The following is a 15,974-nucleotide window of genomic DNA, read 5'->3' on the forward strand; positions in this document are numbered from 1 at the left end:
AGCCAGAACTCTCTGTGCTTTTTTAACCTTCTAATCATATTAGTATTAATCACAAGCATAGTTAAAGGAAAAAGTGAAACTTCAAGAGATAACTTAAGGAAATTAAGTGTTTTGGAATAATAATTATGTTTACAATCTAATCATGTTCAATGTTTGCTGAAAATATAAATAATACAGTTGCCTACATTAAATGCTGATACACTCGCCAAATAGGAAAACCATTACTAACTACTCGAAGAGAAAGGATAGGATGTGAATGAATATTGGGAATAGCGTAGCCCTTATTGTAAGCCTGATTTTTTCCAGCATATTAGTTCGGGCCATATATCGCGTTTTTGTGAAAAAGAAAGTACCTACTATGAACTATACACCATATGATGATGCTATGAATGGGTGAGGAAACCATGACAACTTAAAAGTGAGTGGTTACATACCGATTCAAACGAAACAGAATTTATCTTTATTAACGGAACCGTAATCGGAAGAGGGTGACTTAACCTCTGACCTCTCACCTCTCACACCACTGTACACGGTTCCATATCCTGCGGTTCAAATCCAGTTGTACTTAGCAAGCTTGCAGACTTACTTCAAATAAAAAATCCACTCGTTTTGATTAGTCTTTTCTCAAAACGAGTGGATTATTTTAATGTAAATTCAATATTATTTAAGTAATGAATTCAGGCTGTCTTTTTTGCCGGGTATCCGATAAGGATAGCAATGATTCCGCAAATTCCAATAAGGATTGGATAGAAAGAGTATTGTAGCATGCTCACTGGCGATATACCGGCCACGCTTGCGGCTGCCAGGAATTGTGCTCCGTATGGCAGAATTCCTTGGATCGTACAGGAAAAAATATCTAATATACTTGCGGACTTTCTCGGCTCAATCCCATACTGATCAGCAATATTTTTTGCAAGCGGACCAGCAATTAAAATAGCAATTGTATTGTTGGCAGTAGATAAATTAGTTAAGCCCACTAGGCCAGCAATGCCAAATTCAGCACCTTTTTTCGATTTAATTCTTCGTGTCGCAAGGTGAAGTAGAAAGTCAATTCCTCCGTTAAACTTAATAACCTCAACCATTCCAGCTATTAATATCGCTAGAAATGCCATTTCATACATGCCTGACATTCCTTCGCCAATCTTTTGGAAAAGGCTCATTAATTGATAGCTGCCGTCCACTAAACCAACAGCCCCGGCGAGAACAATCCCAGTTGCCAGAACAAGGAAAACATTCATTCCAGCTAACGCTAAAATAATAACCAAAACATAGGGAACAATTTTTATCCAACTATAACTTAAATGCTCAACTTGTCCCGTTTCACCCATTGTGATAACACCTAAAATAATGCTCGTTACAATAGCTGCCGGCAACACAATCCAAAAATTAACCTTAAATTTATCCTTCATTTGTGCGCCCTGTGAACGAACGGCAGTAATTGTTGTATCTGAAATAAAAGATAAATTATCGCCAAACATCGAACCGCCAACAATCGCTGCCATTACTAAAGCCATGGAAAGTTCGATATGCTCGCTTATACCAACCCCAATTGGCGCTAGTGCAACAATCGTTCCCACCGATGTACCCATTGATAGGGAGATAAAGCAGGCAATGATGAACAACCCTACTACAAGTAGGTTTGGCGGAACGACCGATAAAGCAAAGTTAACAGTGGAATCCACTGCCCCCATGCCTTTCGCTACTTCTGAAAAGGCCCCAGCCAAGAGAAAAATAACAACCATCAGCATGACATTTAAATTTCCTGCACCTTTGCAAAAAATATCAACCTTTTGCGCAAACGATTCTTTTCGATTCATCGCCAGAGCCACAGCGCCTGAAATGGAAATGGCTACAATGACAGGGAAGGCGTAAAAATCACCTGTAATAACACCTGAACCAATAAATAAAGTCAAAAAAACAACAAATGGGATGAGTGCCCATGGATTTTCTTTCTGCATGTCTACCTCCAAAAAATGTCCATTTTTTTTTTACGAAAAAAGGCCTCTTCTTGTTACAACAAGAAGAGGCCTTATATTTATAAAACACTCCTCTTATCTATCAAGCCTTTGCCTGCTGGATTTGGCACAGTAACTTAATCATAAGTTCCGCTGCCGAGATATCATTGGGCCAGTCCCTCCATCTCTCTTGATAAGAAGCAAATATATTATTTTTTTTCACAATAATAAATATTATAATAAAAAACCGATATTTGCAACATATTTTTATTCAAATTTTATTTTGAAGCTATATTCAGAAAAATTTATTGAGGAAAATTGAACAAGTAACAAGGGTCAGAGGAAATGTAATTTTTTGTACGGTTGTGAAAACTTAATATAACAATTGAAAGGGGACTTAAAAGAAGGCGCCCTTTAAAATTGGAGGGCGCCTAAAACATTTGTGGTAAAAATTCGTTCATAAAGCGTTGATTTTTACGCAGCCATATTTTTAAAATCATACGATGCGTTAGAAGTCGTTGCCTTTTATGTGGTCTAGATTTTGCCTCTATCAAACTTTGTAGTAGAATACATGTTTCTGTTGCAAATGCTTGTGGGTCAACGAGGACGTCAAGTTTATAATCAATTAACTGAGCTGCTTGAACCTTTGCAAGCAATTGTGCAAAGCGTGTATTCATTTCTGGAAAGTTTTCTTCTAGTTCTAGGTCGATTAAAGTATATAGTGTTTGTTCAATTTCAGCTTCGAGCGCTTCTAATTGTTCGATGGATGGCTGTGTCAAAAAATCACCTCTAGTTTCTCATAAATGCTGCTATACAAGGAAAAAGCCAAGTGCCGCGAAAAGTAAACCGAATAAAACTGTAGTGCATATATAAATAATCGCTTGTCTCCATTTTTTTTGCTCTAAGAGTTGCAAACACTCAAAACCAAATGTTGAAAAGGTCGTATAGGCTCCTAAAAAACCAAGCCCTATAAAATGCCAAATCCAATCACTAGGATGTAATGCAAATAGAAAGCCAAGGGCAAAAGAACCTGTTATATTAATAAAAAATGTTGCCCATGGATATGTATGGACAATCAATTTTCCAAGATAAAATCTTGTTAGTGCACCCAAAAATCCACCGATACCAATAATTATCATACGATGCGCCCCTTTGCAAGCTTAAATCCTAGCCATGCACAAGCTAAACCGCCAAATACACTCACTAAAATATAAAGAACGGCTTGTAGCCATTTACTATCCTGTAAAAGTAATAGCGTTTCTAATGAGAATGTCGAAAAGGTTGTAAAGGCACCAAAAAAACCAGTACCAATTCCTAAAATAATAGGCGTACGCTTTGTAAACGTTGTAAATAGCCATGCTAAACAAAAGCAACCAATTAAGTTTATGCAAAGTGTCGCAAATGGAAAACCACCGTTATTTGAAAGTACTAGACCAAAGCTATATCGACAAATGGCTCCCAAAAATCCGCCAATTCCAACAGCTAAAAATGATTTCAAAGTAAAGACTCCTTATTAAATTTCTATATTAAAAAGTGTATCATGAGATACCCACTTTAGATATATTTCTATAGTTATATGGGTTCAAATATATCAAAGAGAGATCAAATTTAAAATGACATGATTTTTTTATTATTTCTTATTCCGTTTTACCAGCTTTGATTCAAATGTTTTCTTATAAAATACTATTTTAGTAAACTGTCGATTTAGAAAAATATATTTCTTATATTTCCTGTCAAAATACTTCGTAGTTAATGTCCCCATATCATCTCTTAATATGTATATAACTAACAAGGAGGCATAATTATTATCTCAGAAGCTCTTTAGTAATCAAACACACGATTACACGGTTGACTGAAAATCCGATAACGGTTAATCCGTTGACTGAAAACCCGCTAGCGGAAAAACCGCCACTACTAATTAATAATTAATTACTAAATAATAAATTACTAAATAATAATAATAATAATTATTATTGTTATAGAGCTGGGGCCTTAGAAAGCACACAGTAATATTCAAAACAGTAAACGACGTTTCAGCTTAGTGTAAGTGTCTCTTATATTCAACTTGTTAAGGACGGAGATTGTGGCGTTGGCATATTACTAGTACACCGATAGATGTTATAGTGAGCAAAAATCTCTATATTTGCTATTCGAGAGGGGAAAGTGTAGTTAGATTACAGGTTGCTGCTTGGACTCAACTCCCTTTTTTGTCTCGCAACGGTTAGCGGTTCTTTGTTTTTTTTGTGAAGTGGGCGATAAATTAAAGTTAGGTGATAAATTTAGAAAGTTGGGTGATAAATTTAGAAAGTTGGTTGATAAATTTAGAAAGTTGGTTGATAAATTAAAAAAGTTAGGCGATAAATTAAAAAAGTTGAGCAATAAATTAAAGTTTAGGCGACAAATCACAGAATTGTTCCGATAAATCTTGAACTTGTTCCTATAAATCGCGGAATTGTTCCGATAAATCAAGAATTTGTTCCGATAAATCTCAAGATTGTTCCGATAAATCTCAAGATTGTTCCGATAAATCGATTTGGACCCTATCGAACTGACTTTGTTCGATAGGGTCTTCCAGAACTTTTCAGCAGGTGTCCAAACATCCGCTGAAATAGTGGAAGCTATAATTGATCTTTAACATTGTCAATGACAGTATCAAAGTCTTTATTGGTATCGACACTTTCCGTTATTGTAAAAACATAACCATCTGGATCTTCTAAAGTTAATTCTTTTGCATTCCATGGTTGAACTGTCGGTTGTTGAATAATATGCGTTTTATTATCTAGTGCTGCTTGATAAATACTGTAAATATCACTAGAGAATAAATTAATAATGACTGAGTCAGAGGTGTTGACTTCTTTAGCCTGTAATAACATCAAATCTTGGTACTTTGTTCCTCTCAAATGTGTCATTGAAGTTGTTCCGTTAGCATCTGGAAAATCAAATACTGAATTGAAATTTAACTTCTTTCATCGGGTGTCCAAACACCCACTGAAATAGAGGAACTCAGTCTAAGAACGCCACGTCCTGTGGCAACGACTGAGTGACCAACATCATGTTGGCCTAAAGCCTCCGGCGGATGTCAAGGAATCGGAAAGGAGTTCTTTGTGCAAGCACAAAGCCGATTCCTGACGCAATTATGCCGAGGCATAATTGATTACGTTAGCATACCATTCCTTTGACTTTTCAATATTTCTTACTTTTAGCTTTACAAATAAGGGCATTTGATAAAATTCATGCATGTTTATTTCCTCCTTTAGGTTAATACAAACTAACCATAAAGGTTTACGCGACGTTAAAGTCAATACAAAAAGTTGTAGTTTTTAATTCTTACTTTTTGTTTTTACTTTTCGTCCCCAGATTTTCACTTTTAGCAATTCGATGCTTTAAAGCGTTAATTATTTCCTGAAAAACGTAAAAAATAACAGTGAGCTGGTTGACAAATATTTCTAAAGTGTGATAATCTTCAATAACACTATAACAATATTAAGTAAAGGAGGGCATGACGATGTTAATTTTATCAGTATCATTTCAAAGTACAACTGCATACATTGTCCATGTCTTCTAACATTTTTATTTTGCGTTGCAAATAAAGGGCATGGGTAACTCCTGGCCTTTTATGAAGAGACACATGCTCTTTTTTTGGGGTATGTGTCTTTTTTGTTGCAAAAAAGGGTTGTAGTGACAACAAAAAAGGAGTGCATGTGTATGCGAAACGAAGTACAAAAAATGATTTTCATCAAGATATTTATGGATAGTGGGTAGCACAGCTTTAACAGCACTAGAGAAAGAAGGTTATAATGTATGTTTGATGTTTTAAGTAAATTAAGCTGGTTTTTTAAAAAATACTGGAAGCAATATACAGTAGCTGTTGTGCTATTAATGATAGCAAGTGGCTTAGAAGTTGTTCCACCGTATTTACTAGGGTCAATTATTGATATATTGACTGCTGGAGAAATGACACCAGCTCTTTTAACGAAGTATATTTTGATTTTTGTGTGCATCATGATTGGGGGTTATGCCCTTAATTTTGTGTGGCAATTCAGATTATTTGAAGGGGCTATTAACCTAGAGAAAATTTTACGTCGCAACCTTATGCAGCATTTTTTGCGCATGACACCGACGTTTTATGAGAAAAACCGTACCGGAGATTTAATGGCACGTGCGACGAATGATTTAAACGCAGTGTCGTTGACTGCTGGATTCGGGATTATGACATTGATTGATTCCACAATCTATATGGGCTTTATTATTTTTGCCATGGGTTTTATGATTTCGTGGAAGCTTACTTTTTTTGCAATGCTGCCAGTGCCGATCATGGCCATCTTAATTCAATATTTAGGGAAGATTGTGCATGAACGCTATATGAAGGCGCAGGATGTTTTTGGAGAGCTGAATGATAGTGTTCTAGAGTCGGTTGCAGGTGTGCGAGTTGTACGGGCATATGTACAAGAAAAAAAGGACGAAGCAAATTTTGCGGAGATGAGCGAGATTGTGTATGAAAAAAATATGCATACTGCAAAAATTAACGCCTTATTCGGACCGATTACAAAGGTCGGTACTGGGATTAGTTATGTTGTAGCGCTCGGCTATGGTGCTCATCTAGTAGCGACTGATGCTATGACAGTTGGGCAGCTTGTAACGTTCAATGTTTACTTGGGGCTAGCAGTTTGGCCAATATTTGCAATTGGGGAACTTATAAATGTGATGCAGCAAGGTAACGCTTCTCTTGATCGTGTACAAGAAACGCTAAACTATGAGGCGGATGTTCGGAATATTTCGAATCCGCGAACGATTGCGACACCGAATGCGATTGGCTTTGATGATTTAACATTCCAATATCCGATGAGTCAGGTAAAAAACCTCCAGGAAATTTCGTTGTCGTTGAAAAAGGGGCAAACACTTGGGATTGTTGGTAAAACAGGAGCGGGTAAAACGACCTTCCTTCGACAATTATTACGCGAGTATCCAATTGGTGAGGGGCAACTATCGATTGATGGGGTCGATATTACTGCACAAACGAAGGAGCAGTTACTTGACTGGATTGGTTATGTTCCACAGGATCATGTTCTATTCTCACGGACTATTCGTGAAAATATTTTATTTGGGAAAGAAGATGCTACACAGGCTGAATTGCAACAGGCGATTCGTGCAGCATACTTTGAAAAGGATTTAAAAAATTTATCAATGGGCCTTGAAACACTTGTTGGTGAAAAGGGTGTATCTCTTTCAGGTGGTCAAAAGCAACGTGTTTCAATTGCGCGTGCGCTTATTAAAGACCCTGAAATTTTAATGCTTGATGACTCGCTTTCTGCTGTAGACGCCAAAACAGAGGCAAGAATTATTGAAAATATACAGCGAGAACGACAAGACAAAACGACGATTATTACAACACATCGTTTATCAGGAATTCAGCACGCCGATTTAATTATCGTGCTAGATGAAGGCCAAATTGTAGAGCAGGGAACACATGAGCAGCTTCTTGTACAACAAGGATGGTATAAAGAGCAATTTGACCGTCAGCAGCTAGAAGGAGGTGCCTCATGAGTACGAGTCAACGTTTAACGCGCTATGCAATGTATTTTAAAAAACCGATACTACTTGGACTATTTTTCTTAACAATTGCCGTCTTTACGGAGCTTGTTGGGCCTTTTATTGCGAAGCATATCATTGATAATTACATGACAATTGGCCACATTGAATTAAAACCAATTACTTGGCTATTAGTTGTATATTTACTTTTAGCAATAGCTACAGCTGTTTTACGCTATTTTATGTATATCTATTTACAAATGGGTGCCAACCGTGTTGTACAAAAATTACGTAAGGATGTATTTGAGCATATTCAAACATTGCCAATTCAATACTTCGATAATTTACCAGCAGGGAAAATTGTAGCCCGTGTAACGAATGATACCGAGGCTGTTCGAAATTTATATGTTCAAGTACTTTCAAACTTCGTTACGAGTTTAATTTCTATTGTGGGTGTTTATATCGCACTCTTCATTTTAAATTGGAAAATGGCATTCCTAGCATTGGCTATGGTACCAGTCGTTTATTTATGGATGATTTTATATCGTAAAGTTGCTTCGAAATATAATGATGTTATTAGAACGAAAATTGCCGATATTAACGCAATGATTAATGAATCGATTCAAGGGATGACGATTATTCAAGCATTCCGTCGTGAGCAGCAAATGACGAAGGAATTTGATGACATGAATAATGAGCATTATGCTTATGAACGTAAGCTGCTCTTCCTTGATTCTGCAACATCTTTCAACCTTGTTAATACATTAAGACTTCTTATGTTTACGATCTTTATTTTTTACTTTGGTACACAATCATTTACGGCAACGGAAGTTATTTCTGCGGGGACATTATATGCCTTTGTCGATTATTTAACGAGATTATTTAATCCTATAACGAATATCGTCAATCAATTTTCTCAGCTTGAGCGCTCACTTGTTGCAGGAAAGCGTGTCTTTGAAGTGTTAGATATTAACGGAGAGCCGGTATCTGAAAAAAGTTTACCAAGATACAAAGGAAATGTGGTGTTCGAAGAAGTTTCCTTTGCTTATAAAAATGATGAATACGTATTGAAAAACCTTTCATTTGAAGCACACCAAGGTGAAACCATTGCTCTAGTAGGTCATACAGGATCTGGGAAAAGTTCTATTATGAACTTATTGTTCCGTTTCTATGACCCATCTAAAGGAAAAATTACGATTGATGGAATTGATATCACTTCGGTTCCTCGTCAAACAATGCGTGAACATATGGGTATTGTTCTACAGGACCCATACTTATTTACAGGTACTATTGCTTCAAACGTCAGCCTGAATAATCCTAAAATTTCACGAGAGAAAATAGAAACCTCATTAAAGGCAGTTGGTGGGGAACGTGTTTTGGCGAACTTGCCAAATGGCTATGATGAGCCTGTTATTGAGAAGGGGAGCACACTGTCATCTGGACAGCGTCAGTTAATTTCCTTTGCGCGTGCCCTTGCCTTTGACCCAGCTATTTTAATTTTAGATGAGGCTACTTCTAATATAGATACGGAAACAGAGGAGATTATTCAGCATGCGATGGATGTCCTGAAAAAAGGACGTACAACTTTCATTATCGCTCACCGACTTTCTACTATTAAAAATGCAGATCGTATACTTGTCTTAGATCGAGGTAAGATTGTTGAGCGTGGTACACATGATGAGCTATTAGCACAAGGCGGCATTTATGAGAAAATGTATCAAATGCAGGCGAATTCATTGCAATAATAATTTGAATGGTTACAGGGAGAATAGTATAAATGAAGCCCCACTTTTCGAAAAAAGTGGGGCTTTCTATTTAAGATCTTACATTTTTAAAGACATTGACAAAAAAGAACAGCACTGAAATTGCCACTGCGATACCGCCACCAGATACAAAGAGCTCAAATAACCAGCTCGGTACATCTATATGAACCATCATCATACCGACCAAGAGGAACGGTAATCCGAGATTGTAGAACCAAAATTGTGCTTTGGCCAGTCCTGTCTCGGCTGCATCTTTATATATTGAATAAATTAAACCGATTAAACCAGTTGTCAGCCAACCTACTACACCGATGTGTGCGTGTGTCGCCGTCCATTCGAGTTGAATTGTATAATGCATAAACAGTCCAAAAGCCAAAACAATCACTAAATATAAGACTGAAATCTTTATCCATTTAGCACCCATTTATAAATAACTCCTTTCCCGAAATGATTTAGCTAGCTACTACAGTTTATTCTTGTCGAATAAAAAAGATGACTATTATTCTTTGTAAAATAAAAAAGTGTTTTGTTGTAAAATGACAATTTTTTCCGTAGAATAAAAGAATGAAAAGTAGAAATTTTCCGAATTGGAGGGGCTATGAAAAAGTTAATAATGATTTTAATGGTCTGTTACTTGACCACCATCTTTGTTGAGAAGGCAGGTGCTAGTGAGCAAACTATGACAACAAAAGTGAATAGCATTATTGATAAAAATTGGAAGGACAATGAGTACAGCATTACCGTACGAGATACAGAAACAGGAAATGTACTTTACAATAATAATGGTGAAAAAATGATCCGCCCTGCTTCTACCCATAAGCTTTTAGTTAGTGCCGCTGCATTGGATTTATTAGGAGCTGATTATCGCTTTGCTACGAAGACATTCATCGATGGACCAATCGAAGATGGTGTACTTCACGGTAATATTTATTTACAGGGTGGAGGAGATCCAACACTTTTACCTAGGCATTTAGAATCGTTTGCTAAAAGATTGAAAAAAATGGGTATCACGAAAATTACGGGTTCCTTAATCGGGGATGATACTTGGTTTGATACAGATCGTTTACCGAAGGGGATTGTACCTCAAGAAGAGGCTGAGCCTTATGCTTCACGTATTTCAGCGTTAACGATTTCGCCAAATGATCAATATGATATTGCAACTGTGCAAGTGAAAGTGACCGGCACAAAGGTTGGCACTACGGCTAATGTTCAGCTTGTTCCGTTTGCAAGTACTATTCCAGTTGACAATAAAACAAAAATTGTTAAAAAGGGTGAGAAAAGCACTGTAAAAATTACCAGAGAATATGGTACAGATCGAATCATTGTAACTGGTAACTTACCAGCAGGTTCACAGAAAAATACATATGTAACTGTTTTTAATCCAACTCAGTATACACTCGATGTATTTCGTGAAAAATTAGTAGCCAAAGGTATCCAATCAATGCCTTTTGAGACTGGTAAGGTACCTGAAAATGCACAGCGAGTAAGTATTTCGTATTCAAAGCTACTAACTGATATTAACTTTAAATATTTAAAGTTAAGCATTAATGGTATGGGAGACATGTTGACAAAACAACTAGGGCGTGAGCTCCTTGGGGAAGGAAGCTGGTCAGCTGGCATCCAAGCAATTCGAACATACGGTAATGAAATTGGCCTAAATATGGATCAGTGGTACTTTGAAGATGGTTCAGGTTTAAGTCATCAAAATCGAGTTAATAGTATGCAAGAAAGTCTATTATTATATAAAATTCAAAGTAAATCCTGGTATAACTCATATTTAGATGCATTACCCCATGCAGGAAGAAAGGGTAGCCTTGTTGGTGCGACTTTAGAAAATCGTATGAAGGGCTATAGTGTATCTGCTAAAACTGGCTATATTTCTGGAACATATTCTTTAAGTGGTTATGTAAAAGGAAAAAGTGGTAAATGGTATATCTTTAGTATTTTGACACAGGCCAATAAAACTTCAGCTATCCCAACTATTGATGAGATTGTCAAACAGATTGCCAATGAAATGTAAGCTTTATTGCTAGTATGAGCATGTGCATAGACGCTAGTTCGCTTTTATGATGATGAATCTCTTCACGGAGTTGCAGAATGTACAATTTCATTAGAGCAGAAATATTTTAAATAAGTACATGCCATGGTCGACATCTATTCAATCGACCTGTGGAAAATAAGTTAGCTGTATATCTCATCAAAGATATACAGCTATTCGTCGTGTGTATCCAGAAGTACTTATTTTTTTATGTCGGGATGAGGGATTCATACATAATTTTAAATTTTTTGAACGAAATGAAGCAGCGCTGAGTCTAATTAAGGAAGGAGGCGAAAAGAATGGAATTGGAAATCGTAAAGCGTGCTGTTCGTGGGGATCATCAATCGATACTTTCACTTATTGAAATGGATGAAGAAATTTTATATCGTATGGCTTTTACATACATGAAAAATGAGCAAGACGCTTTAGACGTGATGCAGGACCTGGTTTACAAGGCACTGAAAAAAATGCATACCGTTAAACAGCACGAATATGCCAGAACATGGCTCGTGCGCGTCTTAATCAATTGTTGTAAAGACCATTTACGAAAAAGCCAACCAACCGTTTCAATTGAGGAACATCACCTAGTTGAATGGGTCATCTACTCTGATATGGAGCGGCTATTGGAACATTTATCCTTGTCGGAGCAGCAACTCGTCTATATGAAATATTTTCAGCAACTAAAAAACAAAGAAATTGCCGAGCTAAATCAAATTCCGGAGGGTACTGTAAAGTCTAAGCTTCATCACATACTAAAGAAGCTTAGAAACTTCGCTGGAGAAAAGGAGGACTGGCTATGAGTAAACTACCAATTGACGTTCCAAAGGAGAAACTTCAACAAGTTCGAATGGATATGTTTCGTAAAGTTCAGCGAGAAAAAAGAACAAAGAAGCGCATTTTTTCGGTTGCAACAGTCTTTTTGTTGTGTCTAAGCCTTTTATTTTCTATTCGCGTTTCTCCTACGATTGCTAGCTATGTTGCAAAAATACCTGGCTTTGAAGCACTTGTATCAGCGGTTGTAAGAGATAAAGGGATAAAAGATATTGTGGACAATGACTACTATGAAGAAATCAATGTGACGCAGTCTAAAAATGGTCTATCGCTTACATTGCAAGGCGTGATAGCAGATCAGACTGGATTAGTACTTTTCTATGACGCCAATGCCTCATTTGATATTTTGAAATTAAACTTGGAGGAAGTTCAATTGTTCCAAGGGGACGAAAGAATTGAAGGCGGAGGAGGAGGAGGTTTATTCGGGATTACAAAAAATAAAACACACTTGTCTTCTTCAGTGGAATATGAGTTTTTAGAGCCTTTCGATTATACTTCAAAAGATTTTAAAGCGGTTTTTCATTTCAATGATAAAGATAAGGGGAACATTGAAATAGCGGTACCGTTTACACTACAAAATGAAATCGCAAAGGAGAAGATTTTTACTGCGAATCAAACTGTAAATGTTGGTGGTCAGAAATTTACGATTACACAAATTCGTCGCTCTCCTTTAGAAATGGCTCTCGATATTGAAGTAGACAAAGCGAATACGATGGAAATTTTATCGTTTGATGATATTGCGGTCGTGATGCAGGATGGAGAGCTAAGAAAAAGTAAACGTCATCCATTATCCAAAAATAAACGTGAAGGCAAATTTACACTATATTTGGAAAGCAATTATTTTCATGATCCAGAATCACTCAAAATTATAATTGGAGCTGTTCAAGCCGTTCCAAAGGGTGAGGATTTTATCGAAGTTGATTTCGGGACAAAAGAAGTACTCAAGAAGCCTGATTATTTCGATTGGGACATTTCCGTAACGCAGCAAGATGTATCAGTTGTTATAAATAACCGGGCTCAAAGTAGATTTTTATTGCTAACTGATGCAGTAAAAGAAGATGGTACGGAGTTAGAATTTAAAGGTGCCACTGTTTCACAAGAGGAGCAGTACGAAATTGAGACGACGCAATTTGAAGATTATGATGGCAAAGCAAAAATATATATCAACTATTTCTTCAATCCTATTGGAAAAGATATTGAACTGAATATTCCATTTAAATAAAGTAAAGTAATTCAATTAATACATCAGTATCCTGTATACAATGTGCAACATTATAGCTATTTTTAAGCTGAACTAATTCTTGTATTAGTTCAGCTTTTATTTTTGATTAAAGATATAACTTGGAATGCTTTTAAAATAAAAGTATTTTATAACCCGTTATTCAACTAACGGTGCAGGATAGCTCAATAATGGGCTAGAAAAATTATTGATTTGCCTAAGGGGAAACTTTATGCAGTTTTAATTTATTCCCATTCATTAGATTTCTGAAATCTTATTCTATCCTTATTTGTTGGAATCCCATTATTCACTTTTTCCCATATGCCATTATTAAATAATTCGTATTGTTCAAAAGCAAGAGGCAATCCGTTTGCAATAGCTATGTCACTACTATCCATAAGTTGAAAATGCAAATGCGGAGCAAAGGAGTTACCTGAATGACCAACTCTACCAATAACTTCACCTTTTTTAACACTCTGACCGACTGAAACTTGAATTGACCCTGTTTGAAGATGGACTAATCCAGCATATACATTGTCGCCACATTCTATAATGATGTAGTTGCCAGCAACTGATTGTATGTCGTCTTTTTTCGGGTCAAAATAATGAGCATTTTTATAAGCGTTAGACATATCTGAAAGCAATTTTGTTCGTGTTCGTTCTTTATAACCATCCTCTGCTTGGACTATGATCCCATCGCAAGGAGCATATACTTCTTGCCCCCAACAGTAATATTCATCTAGGGGAACTCCAAAAAGTAGATATTGTGCCAAACTAACGCGATAGGCTGGCCAGCCCTTTCTTTCCCAATCCACTTGTATAAAGTCATAAGCATATCTTGATCCTAATTGGTTTGTACCGTGACTCGGAATTTTTGTCCCTGGAGTGTTAGGAGAGTACCATTCTCCTCTCAAAGGAAACTCTACAATTATCGGCTCACGCACATCAATCATCTCAGATCCCTCCTCCGTCGATGCTTTCAATTTTAACTTTTTTCCAGTTTATTGTAAATTATTTAACCGTTTATTAACTCAGTTGAAATGAAAGTAAAATAAAAAACGTACACCACTAAAATTGCATTTAGTAATGTACATTTTTATAATATGTGCAACATTTGAAACAAGTTATGATGTAATAAACTATCATGTACATTTACTTGTCTTTAATATTACAGAGTAGAACGACTTTTTTTATGGAGAAAAAATATGGCGCATCACCATTAAAATAGGCTCAAGGTACTGTAAAGCTTGAGCCTTTTGCTTTTGTAGCGAAAGCGAAACACAGCTACAAAAGTTCCCACCTCGTATAGTGGAATCACAGTAGGCTCTTTGTCATAAAGTTAGCTAACACTAAATAAAGGAAGGGATTTACAAATAAAGGAATGGAATATCGTGCATTTAGTAAATACTAGTCTACGTCTTTTTTTCGTCCAATATGCATATAATTAGACTATATTAACTTTTTTCCAACTTAAAACGTCAAAAAGAGGGATAAATTTTTTTGCAAGAGAGGACTTATGTATGGAAAAAAATACGAAACGCTCTAAGGAAAAAAAGAGCAAGAAGAAAATTTGGCTATGGATAATAGGTAGCTTATTAACAATTTTTTTAATTTTTATAGGTACTGCTTATTATACAATCCAAAAAACGATGAATAAAATAAATACACCATTAGTTGAAGCGACAGGTGATGAAAATGAAGTACAAAAAATAGTTACAAAGAAAGACCCATTTTCTGTGTTAATGCTTGGGGTGGATGAACGTAAAAATGATAGTGGGCGTTCAGATACGATGATTGTCATTACGGTGAATCCTGAAAAACACACGATGAAGATGCTCAGTATACCTCGAGATACACGTACAGAAATTATTGGTCATAATTCCGTCGATAAAATCAACCATGCCTATGCATTTGGAGGCGTCCCGATGGCGGTCAACACGGTAGAGCATTTTTTAGATATACCAATTGATTATTATGTGTTTGTTAATATGGAAGGCTTCCTGCAAATTATCGACACGATTGGTGGGGTAACGATTGATAATGACATGGATTTAACCTATAACACATACCATTATCCTAAGGGTGAGATCACTTTAGACGGTGATAATGCATTAATTTTTTCACGTATTCGTTATGAGGATCCACGCGGTGATTTTGGTCGTCAAATTCGTCAACGACAAATTATTGAAGCGGTTCTGAAAAAGGCCTCAACGCCATCTATATTGTTAAAGGCTACAGATATGCTTGATGTAGTAGGAGAAAATGTTCGTATGAATTTTACGATGAAGGACTTAATCCAACTGCAAAGTATTTATAAACAAATGGATGGTAATATTGAGCAGTTGTCGTTTAAAGAGGGAGATGGCAAAAGGATTGATAACATATGGTATTTTATCCCTGAAGAGACAGAGCTAGAAAAAATCAAATCGGATTTAAAAGCCCATTTGCAATAAATGCTTGGGGTAACAACTTGAGTATGTTAGCTGTAAATCTATTGACAATGAAGGGAGGGAGATCAATGAATGGGAGGACCCAGGTGCTTAGGTATACAGCTGTAAACAATTGCATGCAAAGCTATGTACCTAAGCGTAAGGTTCAACAAAGTCGAGTCAGTTCAGCTATGCGACATTTACAACTAT

At 36.4% G+C, this 15,974-nt stretch carries 14 protein-coding genes and 1 riboswitch; of the genes, 7 read left to right on the top strand and 7 right to left on the bottom strand.

From position 1 onward, the window contains the following. Positions 1-256 precede the first annotated feature (256 nt). The gene (locus ACZ11_RS27450; protein ID WP_134008515.1) at positions 257-397 is read left to right on the top strand and encodes a DUF3951 domain-containing protein; all 141 of its coding nucleotides are present in this window, start codon (positions 257-259) and stop codon (positions 395-397) included. 280 nt (positions 398-677) lie between these two features. On the opposite strand, the gene ACZ11_RS06435 is transcribed toward ACZ11_RS27450, so the two are convergent. The 5 genes from ACZ11_RS06435 to ACZ11_RS06460 form a co-directional block, all read right to left on the bottom strand. After that, positions 678-1,958, bottom strand: a complete 1,281-nt coding sequence (locus ACZ11_RS06435) for a Na+/H+ antiporter NhaC family protein (protein WP_049664604.1) — start codon at positions 1,956-1,958, stop codon at positions 678-680. A 90-nt stretch (positions 1,959-2,048) separates the two neighbouring features. Then, positions 2,049-2,155, bottom strand: a riboswitch (SAM riboswitch). A 231-nt stretch (positions 2,156-2,386) separates the two neighbouring features. Beyond that, on the bottom strand, positions 2,387-2,734 hold the full coding sequence (locus ACZ11_RS06440) for a hypothetical protein (protein WP_049664606.1): 348 nt from the start codon (positions 2,732-2,734) through the stop codon (positions 2,387-2,389). A 30-nt stretch (positions 2,735-2,764) separates the two neighbouring features. Beyond that, the gene (crcB, locus tag ACZ11_RS06445; protein WP_049664607.1) at positions 2,765-3,094 is read right to left on the bottom strand and encodes a fluoride efflux transporter CrcB; all 330 of its coding nucleotides are present in this window, start codon (positions 3,092-3,094) and stop codon (positions 2,765-2,767) included. Further along, on the bottom strand, positions 3,091-3,453 hold the full coding sequence (gene crcB, locus ACZ11_RS06450; RefSeq protein WP_049664609.1) for a fluoride efflux transporter CrcB: 363 nt from the start codon (positions 3,451-3,453) through the stop codon (positions 3,091-3,093). The genes crcB (ACZ11_RS06445) and crcB (ACZ11_RS06450) overlap by 4 nt, the downstream gene beginning before the upstream one ends. Before the next feature lie 1,120 nt (positions 3,454-4,573). Further along, positions 4,574-4,864 (bottom strand): VOC family protein, encoded by a 291-nt coding sequence (locus ACZ11_RS06460; RefSeq protein WP_134008512.1) that lies wholly within the window; start codon positions 4,862-4,864, stop codon positions 4,574-4,576. A gap of 892 nt (positions 4,865-5,756) precedes the next feature. On the opposite strand from ACZ11_RS06460, the gene ACZ11_RS06465 reads away from it, so the two are divergent. Together ACZ11_RS06465 and ACZ11_RS06470 are read left to right on the top strand one after the other, a co-directional pair. Further along, positions 5,757-7,499: an ABC transporter ATP-binding protein gene (locus ACZ11_RS06465; protein ID WP_049664614.1), complete on the top strand. Its 1,743-nt coding sequence runs from the start codon at positions 5,757-5,759 to the stop codon at positions 7,497-7,499. Beyond that, a complete protein-coding gene (locus ACZ11_RS06470) occupies positions 7,496-9,229 on the top strand; it encodes an ABC transporter ATP-binding protein (RefSeq protein ID WP_049664615.1) in 1,734 nt (577 codons plus the stop codon). Before ACZ11_RS06465 ends, ACZ11_RS06470 begins: the two co-directional genes overlap by 4 nt. A gap of 70 nt (positions 9,230-9,299) precedes the next feature. On the opposite strand, the gene ACZ11_RS06475 is transcribed toward ACZ11_RS06470, so the two are convergent. Continuing rightward, on the bottom strand, positions 9,300-9,671 hold the full coding sequence (locus ACZ11_RS06475; protein ID WP_049664617.1) for a hypothetical protein: 372 nt from the start codon (positions 9,669-9,671) through the stop codon (positions 9,300-9,302). Positions 9,672-9,845: 174 nt separating this feature from the next. Here ACZ11_RS06475 and dacB point away from each other — a divergent pair, with 174 nt between their 5' ends. The 3 genes from dacB (at position 9,846) to ACZ11_RS06490 (ending at position 13,338) form a co-directional block, all read left to right on the top strand. Next, positions 9,846-11,267, top strand: a complete 1,422-nt coding sequence (gene dacB / locus ACZ11_RS06480) for a D-alanyl-D-alanine carboxypeptidase/D-alanyl-D-alanine endopeptidase (protein ID WP_049664619.1) — start codon at positions 9,846-9,848, stop codon at positions 11,265-11,267. A gap of 317 nt (positions 11,268-11,584) precedes the next feature. Then, the gene (locus ACZ11_RS06485; RefSeq protein ID WP_049664621.1) at positions 11,585-12,085 is read left to right on the top strand and encodes a sigma-70 family RNA polymerase sigma factor; all 501 of its coding nucleotides are present in this window, start codon (positions 11,585-11,587) and stop codon (positions 12,083-12,085) included. Then, the gene (locus tag ACZ11_RS06490; protein WP_049664622.1) at positions 12,082-13,338 is read left to right on the top strand and encodes a DUF4179 domain-containing protein; all 1,257 of its coding nucleotides are present in this window, start codon (positions 12,082-12,084) and stop codon (positions 13,336-13,338) included. Before ACZ11_RS06485 ends, ACZ11_RS06490 begins: the two co-directional genes overlap by 4 nt. Positions 13,339-13,580: 242 nt before the next feature. On the opposite strand, the gene ACZ11_RS06495 is transcribed toward ACZ11_RS06490, so the two are convergent. Next, positions 13,581-14,288 carry a M23 family metallopeptidase gene (locus ACZ11_RS06495; protein ID WP_049664624.1) on the bottom strand — a complete coding sequence of 236 codons (708 nt, stop codon included), beginning with the start codon at positions 14,286-14,288 and terminating at the stop codon, positions 13,581-13,583. Positions 14,289-14,855: 567 nt separating this feature from the next. On the opposite strand from ACZ11_RS06495, the gene ACZ11_RS06500 reads away from it, so the two are divergent. Continuing rightward, entirely contained in the window at positions 14,856-15,788 is a 933-nt protein-coding gene (locus tag ACZ11_RS06500; RefSeq protein WP_049664626.1) for an LCP family glycopolymer transferase, read from the top strand. Positions 15,789-15,974: the final 186 nt, after the last annotated feature.

It is taken from the genome of Lysinibacillus xylanilyticus (genome assembly GCF_001183605.1).
Lineage (GTDB): Bacteria > Bacillota > Bacilli > Bacillales_A > Planococcaceae > Lysinibacillus > Lysinibacillus xylanilyticus.